Consider the following 23,329-nt stretch of genomic DNA (forward strand, 5'->3'; position numbering starts at 1 on the left):
GCAATCCTCTATTTGTTGTTATTCAACTTAAACGTTGAACGGTTCAAGTGAAAGTTCCCAGCCGGAAGAAAATTTGATATTAAATTTATTATGGTTTATTGTATTATCAAATGATATATATTACTATCATTTATAAAATCATCAAAGGAGAGATCACTTATGAATGAAAGCAGAACAGCCATCATATGGCTAACGAATACCTTGCTTCACGGCGTACAGATAAGAGGTGATCATCATGAGTGATGCAGCTTACATTCCACAGCCCAAAATGTATGGACCACTTGGCAATCTGCCTTTGATTGATAAAAATAAACCAACGTTGTCGCTAGGGGTGCTGGCTGAACAGCATGGACCAATATACCGAGTTACCGTTCCCGGTTATTCCGGTTTAATCGTATCTGGGCCAGATCTTGTGGCTGAGTTGTGCGATGTGTCCCGGTTTGACAAGTTTGTATACAATGAACTCGATAATGTACGTGCCTTTGGCGGCGATGGTTTATTTACAAGCAGAACATCGGAGCCCAATTGGAAAAAGGCCCATAACATTCTGCTTCCCACCTTCAGCAAACAGGCCATGAAAGGTTATCATCCCATGATGGTTGATATTGCCGAACAATTGATCAACAAATGGGCACGCCTCAATTCCAACGATACGATTGATGTTGCGGACGATATGACACGCCTTACGTTGGATACCATTGGACTATGTGGATTCAATTATCGGTTTAACAGTTTTTACAGACAGGACCACAGTCCTTTTATTGAAAGCATGGTTCGGGCATTAAATGAAGCAATGCAAAAGAGCTCACGTTTGAAAATTCAGAATCTGCTTATGGTCAAAACCAAACGACAGTTCCAAGAGGATATTCAGACGATGTTCTCTCTGGTAGATCAAATTATAGAGGAACGTAAAGCGAGTTCAGCACCCGAAGAGGTCGACTTGCTCGCACGTATGTTGAATGGTAAAGATCCGGAGACTGGAGAAATGCTGGATGATGAGAACATCCGGTATCAGATTATTACGTTTCTCATTGCCGGACATGAAACCACGAGTGGTTTATTATCTTTTGCTCTTTACTTTCTACTGAAAAATCCGGATTCGCTTCAAAAGGCGTATGACGAGGTGGATCAGATATTGGTCAGTGACTCACCACAGTACGAGGAAGTTCTTCAGCTTTCCTATATTCGCATGATTCTTAGTGAATCGCTTCGTCTCTGGCCAACAGCCCCGGGATTTGATGTATATGCTAAAGAAGACACCGTCATAGGTGGCAAATATCCCTTGAAGAAAGGGGAAAGTTGCAGTATTCTTCTGCCCCAGCTACACCGTGATAGAGAGGCATGGGGAGAGGATGCGGAGCTTTTCCGTCCGGAGCGATTTGAAGATACGGCGAAAGTGCCTCATCATGCGTATAAACCTTTTGGTAATGGGGAGAGAGCGTGTATCGGCATGCAGTTTGCTTTATATGAAGCAACACTTGTGCTGGGCATGGTCCTTAAACATTTTGAGCTGATCGATTATAGCAACTATGAGTTGGATGTTAAACAGACACTGACATTGAAGCCGGGAGACTTCCGGATCCAGGTGAAAGCGCGCGAAGTGTCACAAAAGACGAATAAGTCTACCAGATCTGTGGAAGAGAAACCTGCTCCTGTTGTTCATAAAAATATAACAAGTGACAGCCAGAGGGGAGAAATCCTGGCCGTTGAAGCAGATGGTAACCCTTCGCTCCTGGTGTTATATGGTTCCAATCTGGGAACGGCAGAAGGCATTGCCCGAGAGCTTGTGGAGAAAGGGCGTTCGTACGGAATCCCAAGTGAAGCAGCCGCTCTCAATGAGTGGATGGGCCGCTTACCCCGTCAGGGTGTCGTTCTCATCGTCACAGCTTCGTATAACGGTAAACCTCCGCAAAATGCTACGGCATTTGTAGACTGGTTGAAGGGAGTAGAGCCAGAGGAAGCACGGGATGTAAACTATGCCGTTCTGGGCTGTGGAGATCGGAGTTGGTCCGGGACGTACCAGAGCATTCCTCGATGGATAGATGAGAAGCTTGAAAAATGGGGAGGTAAAAGACTGTTATCTCGCGGTGAAGCGGATGCCGGAGGTGACATGGAGAAACAAGTCGAGGCGTGGCAACATATGTTGTGGCCTCAGGTGTTGAAAGCTTTAGGGATCAACGAGGAAGCAATCAAATCCTCGAAGCCAAGCGCCAGCAGACTTCAAATGGAGTTTGTCCGCGAGAAAACGGATATGCCTCTTGCACGAACTTATGATGCCAGCTATGCCACGGTTGTAGTCAATAAAGAGCTTCAGGCGCTGGGAAGTGGAAGAAGCACACGTCACATCGAAGTGTTACTGCCTGAAGGCATGAATTATAGAGAAGGCGACCATCTCGGCGTGTTGCCTGGCAATCCGAAGCAGAATGTGGATCGGATACTCAGTCGGTTCGGACTACGTGGGGATACTCCGATCCAATTAACTTCGGACGTCAGCCATCTTACACACCTACCACTGAACAGACCCGTCAAGATTCATGAGTTGCTCGCTTATTGTGTGGAATTGCAGACACCAGTCTCCAGAACACAGTTGCAGGAGTTAGCTAATCATACGATATGTCCACCTCATAAGCGTGAACTGGAAGGCATGTTGGACGAAAACAGCTACAGGGATGATATTCTTGCCAATCGAATCACCATGTTGGACCTGCTAGAAAAGCATGATGCGTGTGAGCTGCCTTTCGAAAGGTTCCTTGAACTATTGCCTCCGCTTAAGCCCAGGTATTATTCAATATCCAGCTCGCCAAGCCTGAATTCCGAGCAAGCGAGCATAACGGTATCGGTAGTAAGAGAGCCTGCACGGAGTGGCAAAGGCGAATACCAGGGAGTTGCTTCATCGTACCTTGCCGGTTGTCCATCCGGAGAACGTATTCTGATGTTTGTACGTACGCCGGAATCCGAATTTTATCTGCCGGAAGAGGCTGACGTACCCATGATCATGGTGGGACCAGGGACGGGGGTTGCACCGTTCAGAGGTTTCCTCCAGGCGAGAGCTGTCATGAAACAGAGAGGTTTGCCACTGAGTGAAGCGCATTTGTTCTTTGGGTGCAGGAATGATTCAGATTTCATATATCGTCAGGAGCTTGAGCAATACGAAAGGGAAGGGATCATTAAGCTACACACTGCTTTTTCTCGTGCGGAGGGCAAGCCCAAAACGTATGTACAGCATCTAATGAAAGAGAATTCCGAACAGTTAATTCACATGCTAATGAACAAAGGAAAGCTCTACGTATGCGGGGATGGAAGCCAGATGGCTCCTGCGGTAGAAGAGACTTTACAGCAAGCATATCAGGAGGTGCAGGGAGCAACGATGCAGCAAGCGAAAGACTGGCTCATTCAGCTTCAGGCCGAAGGCCGCTATGTGCAAGACGTGTGGGCGGGTAAAGGTCTGGTTGAACCCTCTCAACTTATCTATTAAAACTTAAAATGAAAGAGTAGTTTCAACTTCAATCAGTTGATGGTCAAACAGGTTATACATGGACCGCGATCTACGGAGGTTATGTAACCTATTAATTAATAATGAAATAATACTAATCATCCAAAAACAGCCGTTCGATCTGGAGTTTCACATCCAAATCAGCGGCTGTTTTAATTAGGTGTTTTGTAAGAACGAGTAATGATTCTTATCTGGAATCCTGAATCGTTGCTGTACTGTTGTTGGCGCTCAGGGCGGAAATCGGATCGAAAGGCGGCCCTGTTATTGTACCTACGAGCAGTGCAATATCCACCGCATTGACCGGACTGCCCCATGAATTTCCAGAGAAGACCATAACGGCCTGGTCATTAACAAATCCTCTCGTATTATAAACAACATTGCTAATAACTTCCCCAGTTGTATTAGGGTTAAAGTAGGCTGGCTGACGTAGGGAATAAAAAATATTGTTTTGTACAAGCAAGCCGGTCATATTACCGATTTGGGTCACGAGACCTCGATTGACAACCCAACCTGAAGAAGGGCCAGCTTGAGGAGGACCGAATATCGTATTATTTATTACGGTATGATTGGTTCCGCCTAATTGAATAAATTCAACAGCATAAGGATTATCACTCGTGATCGTTAATCCGTCTACAGTTACTCCGCTTCCAATGATGGTGAAAGGGATAACAGCAGCTTGTAACAGGATGATTGTACTAGGATAGCCTTTTAGAGTTATTCCTGCTTTATTAATGGTAATGTTCGCAGTGATTGGGTATGTGCCACCAAGAATATGAACGGTTCCTGTTGGAGATACCGCGGTTACACCTTGTTGAATCGTTCCAAAAGGACTGGCCTGTGTTCCGTCCCCGCCAATTGCACCTTGCAAAACATATACATCAAAGGGATTGGGCTGCACTGTGCCCGTAGCGCCCGTAACACCAGTAGCTCCAGTAGATCCAGTGGCTCCAGTAGATCCAGTGGCTCCAGTAGCTCCAGTAGCTCCAGTAGCTCCAGTAGCTCCAGTAGCTCCGGTAGTTCCGGTAGTTCCAGAAGGTCCAGAAGTTCCAGTAGCTCCGGTATCTCCTGTTGCACCAGTAGGGCCTTCTGGACCGCCGGATGGACCCGTATCTCCCGTTGCACCTGTAACTCCTGTAGAACCAGAACTACCTGTAACTCCGGTAGGGCCTGTTGAACCAGTCACGCCTGTGGCTCCAGTGATGCCAGTCGCTCCAGTTACACCAATCGTTCCCGTATCTCCAGTGGCGCCTGTCGGACCTGTAACTCCTGTTAAACCCGTGATCCCGGTATCACCGGTAACTCCGGTAGGGCCTGTAATACCTGTAGGTCCAGTAGGACCTGTTGCGCCAGTATCACCGGTTGTCCCTATGACTCCAGTGAGACCCGTGGCACCTGTAATTCCTGTAGATCCCGTGGCACCCGTCGCCCCTGTAATTCCGGTAGCGCCTGTTGGTCCCGTAGCACCGGTGAGTCCTGTGGCACCTGTGGAGCCAGTGCTACCTGTCGTCCCCGTAGCTCCATTAAAATTCTCGCTGCCAAATAATTCGGAATAAACGAGTCGGTGAGCAGCAACCAAAGAGCCGGCACTGTTTTTCCCCCAAAAAGAAACCAAAATGTCCTCAGGGGCTGCTCCTGTAACTGTAATAACGTATTCGAAACTGTTAAGATCGGCAAAATAAGTTCGTGTAGCAACCGCACCGGGTAAGATTGTGAATTGCTCACTTACGTATAAAGCTCTGCTTGTAATTAATGAATATCCCTGGACAAGTATAGTTGCGGCGTTCACGGCACTCTGATTTTCAATTTTAATGGAAACGATCTGAGTTGGCCTTACCCCATTTACGGGGCTATTATCAATAGGGCCAGTTAGCAGGATTGCCAAATTTCTCACTCCTTTTCTCAAAAATCGAAATTAAGTGTGACTCACACTGATGTATGTTTATTCGAAGACAGGGAAAAGTTCCCTACTTTCTCAGAATCAAATGTATAAAAGGTAATAATTAAAAAAGAGGATAATATGATGACTCTGATATGAAAATGCTTTCAAATAAATTTGAAATAAAAATGATTGACAGTGCCGATCTGAGCGGGTTTAATTATATAGACCGATTGTTATAATTATTTGAAGGAAGTGGCTTTCGTTGAGTGAAAAGTCTAATGCTAGAGAGTCTATTGTCAGCACAGCAGCGAGACTGTTTTTTTCACAAGGATATCATGCGACCGGTCTGAATCAGATCATCAAAGAGAGTAGTACGCCGAAAGGGTCGTTGTATCATTATTTCCCGCAAGGCAAGGAAGAGCTCGCGCACGAGTGTATTCAAAAAGCCAATGAACATATCCTGCTGACATTTGAGAAAACATTTGCAGCCCATGACAATACGGGGGACGCCATTCAGAGATTTATTCATGATTTGGCTCATGAAACAGAAGCAGCCGGGTTTACCGGATTTCTGCCATTCAGCTTCTGGGCAGCTGTGGAGACATCGTGTATTAGTCAGCAGTTGCGTATTGCATGTCAGGGTGTATTTGCAGATTGGCAGGATGTCATTAAGAAACATCTGATTCTGGATGGCGTTGGTGAAGAGAAGGCGCGGGAGACGGCACTTCTGATCATTTCTTTGATGGAGGGAGCACTGATTATCAGCCTGACGAATCAGGATAAACAGCCTCTGCTGACGGCTGCTGATTATTTGTCGGTTGTGACGAAGAACGCCAAACAGGTTCAATAATTTATAGCAAGAGACAGAGAAAAAGAAAGTTCGATACGTTTGAGGAGGATGGGATCGTGGAGGTTTCCATGAAGGCTGATTCTGCACAGAATCAACAAGAAACACAGCAATACAAGGTATTTCCGATTTTGTTCGCGATGCTGCTGAGCGGCTTTATTGGTCTGTTTGGAGAAACGGCATTAAACGTGGCATTGACGCCACTTATGGCTCTACTGGAAGTAGGTCCTACAACGATTCAATGGTTAACTACAGGTTACTTGCTTGTGTTGGGAATCCTGGTACCGGTATCCGGTATGCTGCTGCAGTGGTTTACCACAAGACAGCTGTTTACAACATCTTTGATTTTCTCGATTGCAGGAACATTTGTTGCTGCACTTGCACCTAGTTTCGAAATTCTATTGGTGGCACGGGTACTACAGGCGATAGGTACAGCGCTATTGTTGCCACTGATGTTTAACACCATATTGGTTATTTTCCCGATTGAAAAACGTGGAGCGGCCATGGGATTGATTGGTTTGGTTATCATGTTTGCGCCAGCAAGTGGTCCGAGTATCTCCGGTCTGATCCTGGCTAATCTGAGCTGGCATTGGATCTTCTGGATCTCCTTGCCGTTCTTCCTGATCTCACTGGTATGCGGCTTGTTGTTCTTGCCGAATATTTCGAAACTGACCAAGCCCAAAATTGACATACTGTCCATTATCCTTTCTACCCTTGGTTTTGGTGGTATCGTATACGGCTTCAGTAGTGCAGGAGGACATGGAGAAACTGGCGGTGGCTGGACAAGTCCAGTTGTTATCTCCACTATCGTAATTGGCGCACTGTCCTTGTTGTTATTCAGCATCCGTCAGCTGAGAATGAAACAGCCAATGATGGATCTGCGAGCGTTCAAATATCCGATGTTTACGATTGGCCTGATCCTGATATTCATCTGTATGATGATGATGCTGTCATCCATGCTGATCCTGCCAATGTATCTGCAACAAGGTATGGCCGTTACAGCGTTAACTGCCGGACTGGTTCTATTGCCGGGCAGTTTGCTGAATGGTTTACTGTCTCCGGTTATGGGTCGACTGTTTGACAAGTTCGGTCCGAAGTGGCTTGTGATTATTGGTCTGGCTATCGTAACGGTTGTACTCTTCATGTACACTGGAATTACACCTACAACAACACTGGCGAAAATCATTACGCTGCATGTGTTCATGATGGTCGGAATCTCGATGATTATGATGCCTGCACAGACGAATGGTCTGAACCAATTGCCACGTGAGTATTATCCTCACGGTACTGCCATCATGAATACGTTGCAACAGGTTTCCGGAGCGATTGGTACGGCTGTTGCGGTAAGTATACTGAGCGCAGGACAATCCCGCTTTTTGAGCGGAGTGGCGAACCCGGAAAGTCCAGAAAATCAACTGGCAGGTTTCACGTCAGGTGTACAGAATGCGTTTGTATTTGCATTAGTTCTGTCGATTATCGGTCTGATTACTTCACTCTTTGTGAAACGGGTCAAAGTAGGATCAACGCCAGGACAACAAGGTCCTATGCATTAATCCATTAACTAACATGAATAATTGATATTGTATAAGAGCGATGTGACCCTTAACGCTAAGGGTGCATCGCTTTTTTGCGTAAAATTTATTCTATCTTTTTTGGTCTTGACGTGAAACGGGTTACAGCCATTAGAGTAATAATGTAGACGGAATACGGCGATTTAAAGAATGAATTTCAGAGCAAATACTTCATGTTCCGGCAAAATTGTATATGTTCATACTAATATAAAAGGGTAATATAGAATGTATTAGTACAATTTTTAACCAATTCGAAAACGGTTTATATTTTATTTTTAATCAAGGAGACATTATTATGATCATCATTAATCCCATTGGCGATAACATTGAAAAGATGCTGTTGCACTACGAAAAAAACGGCCATCTCACTCTACAGGCTTCGCTTATCAGTAATCGCTCGGTTGTATATAGATTGCAAGACTATTGTCTTAAGGTATATGCTTCACGTGCAAGATTGGATGGGGAGATGGAAAGTGAGGCACTTAGGGCATTGCAGAGTAATCCCTATGCACCTAAATTGTATGCGTATTCACCAGGTGAGTACACCCTGACAGAGCGGATTGAAGCATTCAAACTGAAAGAGTACCGTGTGACATATGGACACATTCCTCCCAACTTGATATACGATATGTTTACGACGGAACTTCAGCAGATTCATGCTGGATATTGGGACTGGGATGTCATCCGATATGAGAATTTGCTCTGGACCAAGACAGGTGAAGTGAAGAGAACGAACTTTTGGTTGTGTGAGCCTGTGAACTCCAGACGTGAGAGCTTATATAACCAGATCATTCGAAGAATTGAGAACATCTACAATGGCGATCGAACCGAAATGGAGGCGATGGAACAGTACTTTTATCGTCACCAGTTGACTTCATTAGAGATCGAACAAGCTTTCAGCGATTTCAGGTCCCAACGGCCAAGACTGGCGATAGCACAATAAATCTCATACTTAAAACCCCAAAGATATTAGAGAATCTTTGGGGTTTCTTTTATGATATAACATAGCCTTACTTTAGCAGGATGTACGTTACTTCTTCACCAGGGCCAATATCTCATCCGCAACGAAGTCCGGGCGATATTGATGGATGTAGTGATCGGTATCTTTAATGGTCACCTGTTTTGAATCATCCGACCAGGATTTAAATTCAACTTGAGTTTTGTCCCATTCGGGTTCACTGGCACCGAGGTAATCAGCGGTCAGTATGGTGAGGGGAAACGGTAATTTTTGCTTGTGATCTACGACCACTTTGGCATTGGCAGCTATTTCACGTAATTCATCCAACGTGTTAGCATTACCATAGTTGTACAACAGCGCAGTTGTATCCAATTTTTTTAGATCGTCGGGTACAAGTTTCAATTCATTACGATTGGCATTGGAAGTTTCGACAACCAAGTCAGATTGCATCGAGAGGCGGAATAGTCCGGTTTGGATACGTAATTTATTCGCAAAACCACCAATTGTGTCTGCCAAAGAGTCATCGTCATTCGAATAATATTCGGGACTTCCGCCATCAATCATGACGATGCCTTTCACGAGATCCGGGTATTTTTGTGCAAAACGGATGGTCTCCAGCGAGCCGAGCGAATGTCCAACTAATACATAAGGCGGCTTCTGTCCAGATACCTGCAATAACTCGTGTAATTCTTCAGCTACGGTATCGACATCACGTTTCTTATCGGTCCGATCGCTATATCCATAGCCAAATCGATCATATACAGCGAATTTTGTGTTGGGAGCAAGCTTTTCATATAATGGATAATAATCTACATAGGGATTAGCAGTACCCCAGCCGGAGGCGAGGACGACTGTTACATCGCCTTCTCCTCCAGTATATAGATGCATATTGTCTCCATGGACTTCGTAGAGCTTTCCAGGGGGTACGAGTATTTTGGCATCGTGCCTTAAACCCACTTGTTGGTAGATCACGCCAGTACCCAGAAGCAACAGAACTATTGCCAGGTCAAATATCAAAAACTTAACTAATCTTTTGCGCCATTTCTTCATGTTCTCTCACATACTCTCCATGTATTTTCTCTATCATATATGCCTAATCTTATACGAGAGAAAACAGAGTCTTAATTCTATCTTAATTAACCGAAAATTGTATATCAACGGCCAATGAATTAAGATATAGCTACGATATGAATAGTTCTTATCCATATATTGAATCACAGATCGATTATATAGAACAGAAGGTATGTATAATGACAAAATACGAAAATCAGCTTCCGACATCAGCCGGCATGAACTTCAAATCCCTAATCAGTATATTGAGAGATTCCATGCGTGGCAATGTAGAGCGGAGGCCATCTGGCACGATGCCTATGGAGATATGTGAACCTGCTGAAACCTTGAATGCATCCGATAATCCACAGGTTACATGGTTCGGTCATTCGGCCTTTTTGCTTGAGATTGAAGGTCACAGATTGCTCTTTGATCCAATGCTGGGCAATCGTCCATCCCCGGTATCCTGGGTAGGTACCAAACGTTATAGCACGAATCTACCGATTCAACCGGAGGATTTCCCGGCGCTTGATGCAATCATTATATCGCATGACCATTATGATCATCTGGATTATGACTCCATCCGCAGATTGAAGGATAAAACAAAGCGATTTATCGTGCCACTTGGCGTCCGTCGTCGACTGATTCAACTGGGTGTGCCTTCAGAACAGATTACCGAGCACAACTGGTGGGATGAGTTATCGTTCAAAGGTTTAACATTCGCTTGCACGCCAGCTCGCCATTTCTCGGGCAGAGGATTATTCGACCGTAATTCTACCTTATGGTGTTCGTGGGTTATCGCTGGACAACATACAAAGGTATTCTTTAGTGGTGACAGCGGATATGGTCCTCATTTCAAGGAAATTGGCAGTAAATACGGTCCATTTGACCTCACTATGATGGAATGTGGGCAATATGACGAGCGGTGGTCCAACATTCACATGATGCCGGAAGAAACGGTGCAAGCGCATTTGGATGTAGGGGGTAAGTTGCTCATCCCGATTCATTGGGCCGCATTCACGCTCGCCTATCATGCCTGGAATGAACCGGTTGAACGGATTACGAAGGCTGCACATGCTTTGAACGTTAAGATTGCAACTCCCAAAATCGGCGAGAAGGTTGTTCTTCATACGGAGGATTATCCTACACGTCCATGGTGGAGACCGGAATTAGGATAAAAATAAAAGCGTTCAGCTCATCGAATGAGTGGACGCTTTTTCTATTGCATTTTACATCAGGATCGATAGTGCACTGTAAATTAACAACATACCCATGACGATATTAACAGGCCGCTCGTATCTTAATAAAAAGCTCTGGAATAACATGCCACCAAACGCCCAGGTCATATTGGCACTAATCCCGATGAAGGTGAGTAGCAAGGAAAATACGATTAAATGAACATGGGACTGCCCAAGAGGCAGAACAAAAACGGATATGGCAGTAAGCCCATACAGAATGACTTTGGGATTGATGAATTGTAGGGTGAACCCAAATAGAAATGAATAATGATTGACCTTGTTGTCTTGCGAATCTGCAGGTTTACTTCGCATGATTTTGAGTGCCAGATAGAGCATATACACACATCCTAAGACGTTCAAGACAGGTGTGATTCTAGGAATGTATTGATGAAGAATAAGGTTGAAATAACTGGACAGAAACATAATAAGCAGGCAGCCAGCTGCAACTCCACTAATAAAAGGAAGGGTCTTGAGGAACCCCTGATTTCTGGCATGCGTCATGGAAATGATATTGTTGGGTCCGGGTGTAAATGAAGCAATGATTGCATAGGTCACTAAAGGTATGATATTCATGGTTCCTCCACGTTTTCTTAGTTGTGTGATATAATGAACTGAAATGTACGTTATAACGTACGGTCTTTATTATTGTACAATATGTACGTTATAAAGCACAACACATAAATATAAAATGAGGAGGATGGATTTTGAAAAACATTAATAGTATTCTTGCTCAGAACCTGAAACAGCTTAGGGAACAACGAAAACTCAGTCTGGACAAAGTCGCCGAAATGTCTGGTATTAGCAAGACCATGCTTGGTCAGATTGAACGTGGTGAATCCAATCCATCGATTGCAACCGTATGGAAGATTGCTAATGGCCTGAAAACCTCCTTCACTGCTTTGATTCACGAGCCGAAGTCAGATACTACCGTTGTAACGGGCGATGATATTCAAGTATTGATGGAAGACGAGGGGAGGGTTCGAATATATCCGCATTTTCCTTTTGAAGAAGGACGTCGCTTTGAAATGTACATGATGGATATGGATATGGAATCTTCTTTAAGTGCTGAGCCGCATATCGAAGGTACGGAAGAATTTATTACTGTCTTTGAAGGAGAAGTTACGATTCGGGTAGGGACGGAAGAATATATGGTGAACCAAGGGGAGTCGATCCGTTTCCGTGCAGACAAGCCCCATGCCTATATTAACTCCGGTGCTAAGTCGAACAGATTGAACATGGTTATTCATTATTCAAAGTGACAATAAAGCAGCCTGATGTAATGAACTGAAACTCCTTTGTTAGTCGTGTCTCACAAAGGGTTCGGTTCAATACATTGGCTGCTTTATTGATGTGTGCACTATGATGGAGCCCAACCGCTCGCGATAGGGGACTCTGAGTTAAGGCTTTTCTTTGGCCTGACGCTGGATTTCCTTGGCTGTTAATGCTTTATCATATACTCTTACATTATCCAAGCTTCCGTTGTAGAACGGATCAGCCGTATAACGACTCTTGCCTACATAAGCTTCCGTTACCTGCAGATCTTTCGGGTTAAAAGTAATCTCAGAGCTGCTTGCAACCGATGTACCATTTACATACAGAGTTCCTACATCGCCCTGAAGGGTTATAGCCACATGAACCCACTCTTTAACAGGCAGTGGATTTGCTGCAATCAGGCTCTGATCCCGTCCCTCATTATGGATGGTGAATTGTAATGCCCCATTATGTTGGGAGGGAGTAAGGAACATATGCCTCGTCAAGCCATTTCCAAAGTCGAAAATACGCTGCCAAGACCCGCCACCGTCCCAATTGATCCATGCGCTAAACGTGAAATCCGTTGTATCTGTAATGAGTCCAGGTAACTGAATGTAACTGTCGGTTCCGTTAAATGTGGCAGCCTGATTTTTGCCACCAGCAGTAGAACTGACCACATTAAAGGCTTGTCCGTGATATTTGTTTTTACTGGAATCCTGTGCGACTTTGGCAAGTTTCTTGTGTTCAAAAGTATACTCCCCGAGCAATGGGCTTACCGCTTGCTGTGGAATGATAACGTTAAACGTTTTGGAGCTTACCGCAGTTCCTTTACGAATCGTGGCGGTTAATTTGACTTTGGCATCACCCTTACCAGCGCGTGGTCGCTGCACTACACCTGTAGCGGATAGAGCCGAAGCATTGGAGCTTTTCCACGTAATGTCTGCATCACTTGTTCCCTTGGTAGGCAGAGACAGATTGAAGAACACGTGATCCGTATTGCTAATGCTCAGGTCCTTTTTCACCGCATCTACAATGTCCTGATCACTCCGTTCAACACCTTGACTTCCCCAGATGGCAATTCCGGAGGAGGAGAGGGCACTAAAGGTCAGAACCGTACTTTGAGATTCCGAGTTCCATTCATGTGTGAAAACGCCTTTGTACACAACGTTATTCGAAGTGATCTGAACCTTGTTGTCTGCGTCAAGACTCCAAGTTCCTGTCACGGCACCATGAATCTGCCCATCTGCCGTGAACTGCGCGGTCTGGGATGACTTAATGTCCGCCGTGATGTCCTTACCATGATTCACCCATTGGTACTGACCAGCGATATCCTGAGTTGTCAGTTGCGTTGTATCCTCTCCCAAAGCCGCATAGCGATATGGAGAAACAACGGGCCAACCATCTGCATTCATATGCATCTCATGTACGCGAACTTCATGCTCTTCGCCACGCCCTGGAAAGCGGGTATGGAAGATAAGAAACTGTTTGCCAGTCTCCGGATCAACATAAGCAGAGTTATGTCCTGGCGATACATAGCCGCTACCTAGGCCTGTGCCCGGATCACCGATCTGTCTCTCGAACAGGAAGTTCCCCATTAATTTGACTCCAAAAGGCTCAATAGAACGATCATCAAACAATGGTTTATCCTTGTCAGCTTTAACGTTGATCATATCGTTTCCTTCCGCATCAAGGAAAGGCCCATCTGGTGTTTGGGAGCGAGCAACACGAATGTTGTATCCTCCATCAGCACCTAGTCCACCGTAAGACAGGTACAGATAATAATAATCGGTTTCGGGACTGTAGAGCATGTAAGGTGCTTCAATACGACTATGATTGCCTCCGGTCAGCTTTTTGCCATAACCTTGATTCGGCAGTGGTTTGCCTGTCGTTGCATCCATCTCCAGAATGAAAATCCCCCCGGAGTATGAGCCATACACCATCCATAACTTGCCGTTTTTATCATAAAAGACATCCGGATCAACCACATTGGGATGAATCGTTGCATCGTAAATGGTACCATCCTCACTGATCTGATCCCACATGCCGGATTTCAACAGAATGCCTTGATCCTTATAAGGCCCTTCGATGTTGTCTGCGACAGCAATGCCGAGCGCTGATCGCGGGGAGTCCCCTTTACAAGCATTGTAGTACATATAAAATTTGCCGTCCGCGAGCTGAATGACATCTGCCGCCCATAACGTATCCGTCTGCGCCCATTCCAGCGCTTCAGCGAATTCCTTGGTTACATTGGGGACAACAGGATTGTTATCTGTAACGCCGGATGCGACCAAATCCCAGTTCAAAAAGTCTTTGGACTTGGCTACTTGCAGATGAGATCCAAAAATATAAAACGTATCATCCACTTTAATGACAGAAGGGTCATGAACGGAAACATTTTTGAATGATGGAGCAGGAGTTGCGATAGAGGTGGTGGAGGTCTGCGAGTCACCCACAGTTGTCCCTGAAGCATTTGCAAACACCGAGACCGGCGCCAAAGTTGTTGCAGTAATTAATGCGGTGCTTAGTACAGAAATGTTAAGTACGCGTACCCAATAACGTTTCATACGTTTCCCCTTTCCTATTTCCGGAATGAAAAATTAACCGATACTTGGCAACACACGATATAAGGTTTGGCAGCCCTCCTTTGGAGCGATTCCTAAATCAAGCGCTTTCATTTGTTATATTATCAATTGGTTTATATGTTTGTAAACCATAAATATAATGTTTATAAGACTAAAATGAATAATTAAAGAGAGACGGGAAGAGCCGATACGGCTCATTACACTCAAATAAATCAGTTGTCTTTCTCAAATTAGGATTGAAATTGGGATCGATGATGCGATATTATTACGTTTAAGTAATGTGTTTAACTATATATCAATCATTTTATATTAATGCGAATCAAAAGGGTAAACCGACAATCCCCAACTACATAGGAGGTAAGAACATGAGCACATATCAAAATCAATTAATCGCACAATACACGTTCGAGGATACCGTTCAGATCGGAAGGGACAGTTCCGGTAAGGGACATGATGCTATAGCCAAAGGTGAAATCCTACCTGTGGTATCCGAGGTGAGAGGTAGATCAGCGGTAACTTTCAACGGGGGAGCGAATGGAACTTCTTATCTGCAATTACCTTCAGATCTGCTTCGGGATGTAAGCGATAACACAGGAATTACGATTGCCACTTGGGTGTTTCTGGGTAAGGGGTCCAATGTGTGGGAACGCATTTTTGACTTTGGTAAAGGGGAGAAGGGACCGTATTTATTTCTGACACGTCAGCTTCTGGGTACGTTATACGCTGGTGATAATCTGGTTGTCCACCCAAGCCGGGGAGTTGCAAGTGGAGAATGGATACATATTGCACTCTCGGTGGCAGGCAGCCAAGGGGGGACGTTGAGCAGTGCAGGGCCAATTGTATATGTAAACGGGGAGAAGGCGGCAGATGGATCGATCAGTCAGACGTCCAGTGGCAATTATGCCAAATTACGCGAATGGTTTGACTCTTTCATCGATTCTGAGAATTATAGCCAGAATTATATTGCACGTTCCCAGTATGAAGCGGATGTGGACTTTGCAGGTTCGTTATCCGACTTTCGGATCTACCAAGCAGCGCTTACCATGGATGAAGTCATTGAAGTCATGTGTGAATCACTGACAGATGAAGCGATTGTGAAGCTTGCGGCGGACAAGTACTTGTCCTTCCCCAACCGAATCATCACCAAGGATGTGTCACTGCCGGCACACTTGTTGGGTGGTAAAGTGTCTGTTGAATGGAGTTCCAGTAAGCCGGAAGTCCTGACCGAGAACGGAGAGGTCCAGGCAATCACATCGGCACAAGAGGTTACGCTCCGTGCGCTTCTGAACAGAGGTGATAGTGAGCAGAGTCAACGCTTTGACGTGTCTGTTGTGCCCGCGCATCTCCCGCCTTATACGGTCACCATCCATGGAGATCAGAAGGTAGCTGATATCAGTGAAGTCATGTATGGCCTGTTCTACGAGGATATTAACAACGCGGCAGATGGCGGAATCTATGCAGAGCTTGTTCAGAATCGATCATTTGAATCTTTTGCATTTGATACGTACTCGCATGACTCTGGAGAATGTGGTTGTTCGACAGGTCGAAATCGTGAACCTTTGTTTGCCTGGTCAGGCGATACGGAGAAAATGCTCGTACAACATACGGATGGACTAAACGTTCATTTTAACGTGGAAGACCCTGAAGTAAATGCTTATTATGTAACGGTTCAGGATGGGGCAACGATTCGAAATCGTGGATTCTCAGACTCCAACCAGCATTGTGCCATGTCCATCAAGCAGGGTGAATCCTATGACTTTACCGTATGGGCAAAAGCAGAATCGGCAGGAACAATCACCGTTCAATTGCAGGATGGAAGGGACATATCCATCAGTGATTCGGTAACACTGCATGTTGAAGGCGGGAACACATGGAAGAAATACGGTTTGTCTCTGATTGGAACGGAGACTGTACTTGGTCAACTGGCACTTACGTTTGCAGGTGACATCTCGATCGATATGGTGTCCTTAGTCCCTCAGAATGTATGGGGAGCTGATCCGACAGAAGAGGGAATATCGGCTACGGCACATGCCAATTACACAGGTAACCCGAACTATCGATTGAGAAAAGATCTAATCCAGGCACTCGCAGATCTGCATCCGAAGTTCTTGCGTTTTCCGGGAGGATGTATCTCGGAGGGATCTTTTATCTGGGATAACGTATATGACTGGAAGGATTCTGTGGGTCCGGTTGAGCTCCGCAAAGAAAATTATAATGTTTGGGGTTACATGATGACGATGGGCCTCGGTTATATGGAGTACTTCCAACTGGCGGAAGATCTGAATGCCGCTCCGGTTCCAGTCATGGCTTGCGGTGTGTTGTGTCAGGCACGCTCGGATTATGCTCACCCTGCGGGTGGCGCTTTAAGGGATTATTATATCCGCAACTTTACAGATCTGATTGACTTTGCGCTCAGTACAGACTTTGAACACAACGAATGGGCGACGGTACGAAGCCGGATGGGCCATCCTGAACCGTTTGATCTTCGTTATCTGGGCGTAGGCAATGAGAACTGGGGCACTGAATTTTTTGCCAACTTCGAAGTATTCAAACGTTCGATAGATGAGTACATGAAACAGAACTATCCTGATCATGAGCTGCACATTATCTCGACGGTTGGTGCTCAGGCAGATGATGATGCGTATCAGGAAGGATGGAAGTTCCTCAGCGGAAATCTGACCGGATCAGCTCAAGTGGCTTTTGCCGATGGTACTGAGGTGATTGAGGAGACCGTAACCTGGTATGAGAACCAGGACAATTACATGGACACCATCGCAGATGAGCACTACTACCGATCTAATGAATATTTGCTGAATAACGTAGATCGTTACAACTACTATGACCGGGCCTATCTTGAAGACGGAAGTATCGATTGGAAAGAAACATCCAAAGTATTTGTGGGAGAATATGCTTCCACGGACAAAAACACGCTGGCAGGAGCGGTCGCAGAAGCTGCGATCATGACCGGATTTGAAAATAATGCAGACGTTGTTCGTTTGGCTGCCTATGCGCCATTGTTCAACAAAGTACTAACGGACGGTACCTACCGCTGGACGCCGGACTGCATCTGGTTTGATGATGAAACGGTATGGTATACACCGAATTATTATGTACAGCAGCTTTTTGCAAAATATGTAGGAGATCAGGTGCTCGAGACTTCATTCTCCACCTATAGCAAAGGCAAACCGCTGAATCTCATTCCGCGTGGCGGCATCGAGATTGCAACAGGTCATGCAGACATCGTGGTGAAACGAGTCACGGTCACGTCCAATGTGGATGGCACCATATTGCTAGAGGAAGATTTCAGGGAACGTACAGAGCTTAGTGAGGCATGGAACCAGATTCCCGGATCGGAAGGATATACGTTAACCGCAGGAAAAGGACTCATTTTGAAGGCACAATCAAGTGGATTGAATGGATTGTACCTGTTGAATGACGAATGGACTAACTACAAGGTGCAGGTTGAGGCTGAAAGAATTTCAGGTGAGGATGGTTTTTACATCGGCGTGGGACTGACAGATATCTCGTCCGAGAACAAGGATGTCATTGAGTACGCAATCTGTTACGGGGGAAGTGCCACAGCGGTGAAGGTGTACAAACAAGGGATTGAGGGTTATACCTTAGGAGACTATTCATCCAGTTCGGCAGCGGGTAACCTGAGAGCGGCCAACTATGAACCACTCGAGAATGGGACCGATTACACAATCACGGTTAACTATGGTGGAGATACAGGAAAGAATCTGATCTGCTCCTATACAGACGGTCGCAATATCAGCAAGGTTCTGGATTACAAGCTGGAAGCTTACAACAGGGAAGTATTCCACTCTGTTACAAAGGACGCACGGCATGTGTATGTGAAACTGGTGAATGCAGATGGCGTGGATAAATCAACCCGGATTTGCCTTCAGGATCTGAAGGTTGATGCTTCAGCCAGATTGATCACACTTACTGGAGAAGATCATTTGGTGCATGTGCCGAATGTGAATCAGAAGAATGATGAGAAAGTGGTTCCCCAAGAACAGGAGATCAAGTTGAATGGTGAATCAGTGATCGTTGGTTTGTCAGCTCATTCGGTAAATGTTCTTATTATGGATCTTCTGTAAGCAAAATATATAAATAAAGGCCCCCTTAAGCAGACATCTGTCGTTTGCGATAAGGGGGCGTTTTGCTATTGAACTTCTTTTGAACTAGAAAGCAATTACTTTTCCACAAAAGGGTTAACATGTCCTTAGTACGGTATGTTAACCAATAAGGACATGGTCCTCTGCATAACCGATTTTGGATGTACGTTTCTTCTGAGCCAGTGCAAAAGCCAGAGTTAATGGTCCCAATCGTCCTGCAAACATCGTAATAGAGACTATAATTTTACCGGCAACACTTAACTCACTTGTCAGACCCATCGAGAGTCCTGTGGTGCTAAATGCTGAAGTGGCTTCAAACAGAACATCCAGAAAATGATTTTCAAGAATGCCTTCGGATATGGAGAGAAGAATGGAGATCCCAAGCACAAAGGCGAGAGAACTTAAGACAACAGCAAGTGCACGCATTACTGTTTCTTCTGCAATTTTACGCTCAAAAGCATGAATCTGTCCGCCGCCCCGAAATGTTTGTATGGTCGCAAGAACAAGGACCACAAAAGTATTGATTTTAATTCCTCCACCTGTTCCGCCGGAAGAAGCCCCAATGAACATTAGAATAATAATGAAAAATTGGGATGTGGCCAACATACTTCCAATGTCAATGGTATTGAATCCGGAGCTTCGAGGAGCGGTGCCCTGAAATAGAGAAGCCCATATACGTTCACTGTAAGATAAATCAGCGAACGTTGAAGGATTCCAACTCTCGAGTAAAAAAATGGTGAGGAATCCAATCAAGTAGAGAGAAAAACTACCGATTAACACAATTTTTGAATGAAGAGAGAGCTTTCTCCATGAACGTTTGCGGAATACATCCACAACCACAATATAACCCAAGCCGCCAATGATAAAGAGCGTAATGACCGTAAGATTAACAATCGGGTCACCAACAAAGGGGGTGAGGCTATCACTCCAAAGAGAGAAACCCGCATTATTGAAGGCAGAGATGGAATGGAATATGGCGTAATAGAAAGCTTGTCCCCATCCCAAATCGCTCTGCCAGCGCAATGTAAGAACCACTGTAGCCAGCGCTTCAAAAGCAAAGGCTATAAGTACAATATACATGGATAGCTTAACCAGACCTTGAGCTGAGGAGGTATTGGTGGCTTGTTGAATAAGAAGCCTCTGTTTCAAGCCAATCCGTTTCCCCAGAATAATGGCAACCATTACACCGAGTGTCATGAACCCTAGTCCACCAACCTGAATCAAAATCATGATAACGACCTGTCCGAATGTTGAAAAGACACTCCCTGTATCCAAGACAATCAGCCCATTTACACATATAGCAGAGGTTGCTGTGAACAAGGCATCAAGTAAACCGATGGAAGTCCTGGTACTTGAAGATATGGGCAATGCAAGTAATATGGCTCCGATCCAGATGAGAGTGAAGAAGATCATCATGATGAGTTGGGGAGGACTCATATTATTTTTCAACTTGTTCACAATCGATTCAATATTCGTCAAAGCCGAAGTTCCCGTCACACGTTTATCTCTTTGGTTCATAATCACTCTCCAGATTTCGAATGTCATCGTTACTACCTATTAACAAGAGCATATCTCCCGCACGGACTATGTCTTCCGCCATGGGTGAGATATTCAGGTTATTCCCCGTTTTGATGGCGATAACGGTACATCCATATTCAGCTCGAATATTGAGTTCCAGCAATGTTTTTTGATTCATACTTAAGGGAGCTTTGATCTCGACCAGATTATAATCTGAAGACAATTCAATGGAATCTATGATGTTGTCTGAACTAAGCTGATTACCGAGTCTCGTGGCCATGTCACGTTCAGGGTAAACAATCTGATCCGCACCGATCTTGCTAAGCACACTACCGTGGTTATCATTTTTGGCCTTGGCTGTTACTTTGGGCACATTAAGTTCTTTCAATAACAGAGTGGTCAGTATACTTGCTTGCAGATCTTCGCCGATCGCAACAATGGCGTGTGAAAAGTTGCTTGCCCCAAGCTCCATAAGGACTGATTTGTCAGTACAATCTGCTTGTACGGCATGGGTTGCCACCGTTGAAATCTCCTGAACAAGAGTTTCGCTTTTGTCTACTGCGAGCACTTCATGCCCATTTTTAATGAGTGTGTGTGTCAAGCTTGAACCGAATCGTCCAAGACCAAGTACCATAAACTGTTTTTTCATAATATCCCTCATTGTAATCAAAATAAATAACGGTTTCCTCTATATCCTAATAGGTAAATATTACATTACGTACACAGGATTGTAAGGTTTCATATTGTAGTTACCAAACCCTGTCCAACATGTCTATGTCTAAGGATATCTCAAAAGAGTACATTCTAATGCCTCAAGAATAGAATTGCAACTGATTCGTTTCTTTTATGGGATATGCTGTTGAACTGTGGAAAGCAGTCAACAAAAGATACCCAAAGTAAATAGCCCACACTATTGCGGTGATCTGGCTGCTCCTATAATAAACGTTGAAGGAGGAGTCAGCTATGCGTTCCAACTACAAACAATTTATCCGAAACGTTCCGCTTCATCTTATGATTCTGCCTGGACTGCTCATTATTATTGTATTCGGTTACATTCCGATGGCAGGTCTCTCTATTGCCTTTCAGAATTTCTCTCCCATTGCCGGATTCAAAAATCTAAATTGGGTGGGTTTGGACAATTTCAGGTATCTGTTCGATCTGCCGGGGTTCTCGCAGGTTGTATGGAATACGGTATTTATATCAACGATGAAAATTGTGTCCGGCTTGGTAATTCCGGTACTTGTAGCCTTATTGCTCAACGAGGTTCGCAAGACAGGATTTAAACGAACGATTCAGACGGTGATCTATATGCCTCACTTTTTCTCATGGGTTATTCTGGCGGGAATCATCGTGGATGTGTTATCTCCAAGCACCGGGATCGTTAATATGTTGCTGAAAGCCGTGGGCATTGACCCAATTCAATTCCTGGCCAGTAACGAGTGGTTCCCTTACATACTTGTCATCACAGACCAATGGAAAGAATTCGGATTTGGGACCATTATCTATCTGGCCGCCCTCACTAATATTGATAAATCTCTGTATGAGGCCTCTGTTATGGATGGTGCGGGAAGATGGAAGCAGACATGGCATATCACGCTGCCAGGCATTCGCCCGATCGTCATTTTGATGGTAACGCTTAGTCTGGGTAACGTACTTAACGGTGGCTTTGACCAAGTGTTCAACCTCTATAATCCATTGGTATATGAATCAGGAGATATTCTGGATACGATGATCTACCGGATCGGATTGCAGGATGCTCAGTATTCTGTATCGACAGCGTTGGGTCTGATCAAATCTGTCGTGTCTTTCATTTTTATCGGACTTGGTTATTTCTTGGCCTATCGGTTCGCGAATTATCGGATATTCTAGAAAGGAGGCAGAATCATGCACCATGCTTCAAGAGCCTATCGGTGGTTTCTAGGGTTTAACTACGTCATCCTGACGATTCTTGCCTTGTTATGCCTGTTCCCGATTGTGAATATATTAGCGATTTCATTTAGTTCAAGTGATGCGGTAAAAGCGGGTAGCGTCACATTCTGGCCTGTCGATTTCACGTTGTCCTCCTATCAATACATTCTGGAAAATCAGCAATTCCTGAACTCATTCGGCACAAGCCTTCTTCGTGTCGTTCTGGGGGTTACGACCAATCTGATCTTCACGATTCTCGTAGCTTATCCGCTCTCCAAAGAGGCTGCCAAATTCCGTTCAAGAACGTTCTATGCCTGGATCTTCGTATTCACCATGTTATTCAGTGGAGGATTGATCCCGGGTTACCTGGTGGTTAAGGAAGCGGGGCTGTTGGATTCCATCTGGGCTTTGATTCTACCGGGCGCCGTTCCGATCTTCAATGTACTTCTAATGCTTAATTTTTTCCGGGGATTGCCGAAGGAGCTTGAAGAAGCTTCCTGGATGGATGGGGCAGGACATTTCCGCACCCTATGCAGCATCTATCTTCCTATTTCTCTTCCCAGTATCGCGACCATTACGCTGTTTGCCATGGTGGGACACTGGAATGCCTGGTTCGATGGCATGATCTACATGAAGAGCCCGGAAGGCTATCCGCTGGCTACATATCTTCAGTCCATGTTACAGCAGGTGACGATGATTCAGAGCGAGATGATGACGCTAGAGGATGCAACGCTCTTAAGTCAGGTATCGGATAGAACAACCCAAGCTTCCCAGATCTTTTTGTCCGTTATTCCGATTCTGCTCGTGTATCCGTTCCTGCAGCGGTATTTCGTTCATGGGCTTGTCGTCGGAAGTGTAAAGGGATAAGATCGATAGGAGGAAAACCGATCGATGGAAGGAGCCGATTACTGGC

Annotated in this window: 15 protein-coding genes; 9 read left to right on the forward strand and 6 right to left on the reverse strand. The window is 45.0% G+C overall.

The window, feature by feature from the left end; all coding sequences use genetic code 11:
* Positions 1-235: 235 nt before the first annotated feature.
* Positions 236-3,475, forward strand: a complete 3,240-nt coding sequence (locus NST33_RS13375; RefSeq protein ID WP_339308214.1) for a cytochrome P450 — start codon at positions 236-238, stop codon at positions 3,473-3,475.
* Between the two features lie 205 nt (positions 3,476-3,680).
* Here the strand turns inward: NST33_RS13375 and NST33_RS13380 are convergent, their stop codons facing one another.
* The gene (locus tag NST33_RS13380) at positions 3,681-5,375 is read right to left on the reverse strand and encodes a collagen-like triple helix repeat-containing protein (RefSeq protein ID WP_339308216.1); all 1,695 of its coding nucleotides are present in this window, start codon (positions 5,373-5,375) and stop codon (positions 3,681-3,683) included.
* Between the two features lie 259 nt (positions 5,376-5,634).
* Here NST33_RS13380 and NST33_RS13385 point away from each other — a divergent pair, with 259 nt between their 5' ends.
* The 3 genes from NST33_RS13385 to NST33_RS13395 all read left to right on the forward strand — a co-directional run bounded on the left by NST33_RS13385 (position 5,635) and on the right by NST33_RS13395 (position 8,733).
* The gene (locus NST33_RS13385) at positions 5,635-6,222 is read left to right on the forward strand and encodes a TetR/AcrR family transcriptional regulator (protein ID WP_221819514.1); all 588 of its coding nucleotides are present in this window, start codon (positions 5,635-5,637) and stop codon (positions 6,220-6,222) included.
* Positions 6,223-6,290: 68 nt separating this feature from the next.
* On the forward strand, positions 6,291-7,772 hold the full coding sequence (locus NST33_RS13390; protein WP_221819641.1) for a DHA2 family efflux MFS transporter permease subunit: 1,482 nt from the start codon (positions 6,291-6,293) through the stop codon (positions 7,770-7,772).
* 313 nt (positions 7,773-8,085) lie between these two features.
* Positions 8,086-8,733 carry a hypothetical protein gene (locus NST33_RS13395; RefSeq protein ID WP_339308218.1) on the forward strand — a complete coding sequence of 216 codons (648 nt, stop codon included), beginning with the start codon at positions 8,086-8,088 and terminating at the stop codon, positions 8,731-8,733.
* A gap of 87 nt (positions 8,734-8,820) precedes the next feature.
* On the opposite strand, the gene NST33_RS13400 is transcribed toward NST33_RS13395, so the two are convergent.
* A complete protein-coding gene (locus NST33_RS13400) occupies positions 8,821-9,765 on the reverse strand; it encodes an alpha/beta hydrolase (RefSeq protein ID WP_339308220.1) in 945 nt (314 codons plus the stop codon).
* Between the two features lie 233 nt (positions 9,766-9,998).
* On the opposite strand from NST33_RS13400, the gene NST33_RS13405 reads away from it, so the two are divergent.
* Positions 9,999-10,976, forward strand: a complete 978-nt coding sequence (locus NST33_RS13405) for an MBL fold metallo-hydrolase (protein WP_221819511.1) — start codon at positions 9,999-10,001, stop codon at positions 10,974-10,976.
* A gap of 51 nt (positions 10,977-11,027) precedes the next feature.
* Here the strand turns inward: NST33_RS13405 and NST33_RS13410 are convergent, their stop codons facing one another.
* Positions 11,028-11,609 carry a LysE family transporter gene (locus NST33_RS13410; RefSeq protein ID WP_237175560.1) on the reverse strand — a complete coding sequence of 194 codons (582 nt, stop codon included), beginning with the start codon at positions 11,607-11,609 and terminating at the stop codon, positions 11,028-11,030.
* 131 nt (positions 11,610-11,740) lie between these two features.
* On the opposite strand from NST33_RS13410, the gene NST33_RS13415 reads away from it, so the two are divergent.
* Entirely contained in the window at positions 11,741-12,295 is a 555-nt protein-coding gene (locus tag NST33_RS13415) for an XRE family transcriptional regulator (RefSeq protein WP_221819509.1), read from the forward strand.
* Between the two features lie 138 nt (positions 12,296-12,433).
* On the opposite strand, the gene NST33_RS13420 is transcribed toward NST33_RS13415, so the two are convergent.
* A complete protein-coding gene (locus tag NST33_RS13420; RefSeq protein ID WP_339308223.1) occupies positions 12,434-14,851 on the reverse strand; it encodes a family 43 glycosylhydrolase in 2,418 nt (805 codons plus the stop codon).
* A gap of 383 nt (positions 14,852-15,234) precedes the next feature.
* Between NST33_RS13420 and NST33_RS13425 the strand changes: the two genes are divergently transcribed.
* Complete coding sequence (locus NST33_RS13425) at positions 15,235-18,972, forward strand: alpha-L-arabinofuranosidase C-terminal domain-containing protein (RefSeq protein WP_339308225.1); 3,738 nt, start codon at positions 15,235-15,237, stop codon at positions 18,970-18,972.
* A 138-nt stretch (positions 18,973-19,110) separates the two neighbouring features.
* Here the strand turns inward: NST33_RS13425 and NST33_RS13430 are convergent, their stop codons facing one another.
* Together NST33_RS13430 and NST33_RS13435 are read right to left on the reverse strand one after the other, a co-directional pair.
* On the reverse strand, positions 19,111-20,508 hold the full coding sequence (locus NST33_RS13430; RefSeq protein ID WP_339308227.1) for a TrkH family potassium uptake protein: 1,398 nt from the start codon (positions 20,506-20,508) through the stop codon (positions 19,111-19,113).
* Complete coding sequence (locus tag NST33_RS13435) at positions 20,492-21,157, reverse strand: TrkA family potassium uptake protein (RefSeq protein ID WP_339308229.1); 666 nt, start codon at positions 21,155-21,157, stop codon at positions 20,492-20,494. Before NST33_RS13435 ends, NST33_RS13430 begins: the two co-directional genes overlap by 17 nt.
* 314 nt (positions 21,158-21,471) lie before the next feature.
* On the opposite strand from NST33_RS13435, the gene NST33_RS13440 reads away from it, so the two are divergent.
* A complete protein-coding gene (locus tag NST33_RS13440) occupies positions 21,472-22,377 on the forward strand; it encodes an ABC transporter permease subunit (RefSeq protein WP_221819504.1) in 906 nt (301 codons plus the stop codon).
* Between the two features lie 15 nt (positions 22,378-22,392).
* Entirely contained in the window at positions 22,393-23,283 is an 891-nt protein-coding gene (locus tag NST33_RS13445; RefSeq protein WP_127545810.1) for a carbohydrate ABC transporter permease, read from the forward strand.
* Positions 23,284-23,329 lie beyond the last annotated feature (46 nt).

This window comes from Paenibacillus sp. FSL L8-0435 (assembly GCF_037965655.1).
In the GTDB taxonomy this organism is placed as follows: Bacteria; Bacillota; Bacilli; order Paenibacillales; family Paenibacillaceae; genus Paenibacillus.

Bases quoted from the DNA above. Each gene is read 5' to 3' on its own strand.
- NST33_RS13375 (WP_339308214.1), top strand. From the start codon at position 236: ATGAGTGATGCAGCTTACATTCCACAGCCCAAAATGTATGGACCACTT.
- NST33_RS13390 (WP_221819641.1), top strand. From the start codon at position 6,291: ATGAAGGCTGATTCTGCACAGAATCAACAAGAAACACAGCAATACAAG.
- NST33_RS13395 (WP_339308218.1), top strand. From the start codon at position 8,086: ATGATCATCATTAATCCCATTGGCGATAACATTGAAAAGATGCTGTTG.
- NST33_RS13405 (WP_221819511.1), top strand. From the start codon at position 9,999: ATGACAAAATACGAAAATCAGCTTCCGACATCAGCCGGCATGAACTTC.
- NST33_RS13410 (WP_237175560.1), bottom strand. From the start codon at position 11,609: ATGAATATCATACCTTTAGTGACCTATGCAATCATTGCTTCATTTACA.
- NST33_RS13420 (WP_339308223.1), bottom strand. From the start codon at position 14,851: ATGAAACGTTATTGGGTACGCGTACTTAACATTTCTGTACTAAGCACC.
- NST33_RS13425 (WP_339308225.1), top strand. From the start codon at position 15,235: ATGAGCACATATCAAAATCAATTAATCGCACAATACACGTTCGAGGAT.
- NST33_RS13430 (WP_339308227.1), bottom strand. From the start codon at position 20,508: ATGAACCAAAGAGATAAACGTGTGACGGGAACTTCGGCTTTGACGAAT.
- NST33_RS13435 (WP_339308229.1), bottom strand. From the start codon at position 21,157: ATGAAAAAACAGTTTATGGTACTTGGTCTTGGACGATTCGGTTCAAGC.
- NST33_RS13440 (WP_221819504.1), top strand. From the start codon at position 21,472: ATGCGTTCCAACTACAAACAATTTATCCGAAACGTTCCGCTTCATCTT.
- NST33_RS13445 (WP_127545810.1), top strand. From the start codon at position 22,393: ATGCACCATGCTTCAAGAGCCTATCGGTGGTTTCTAGGGTTTAACTAC.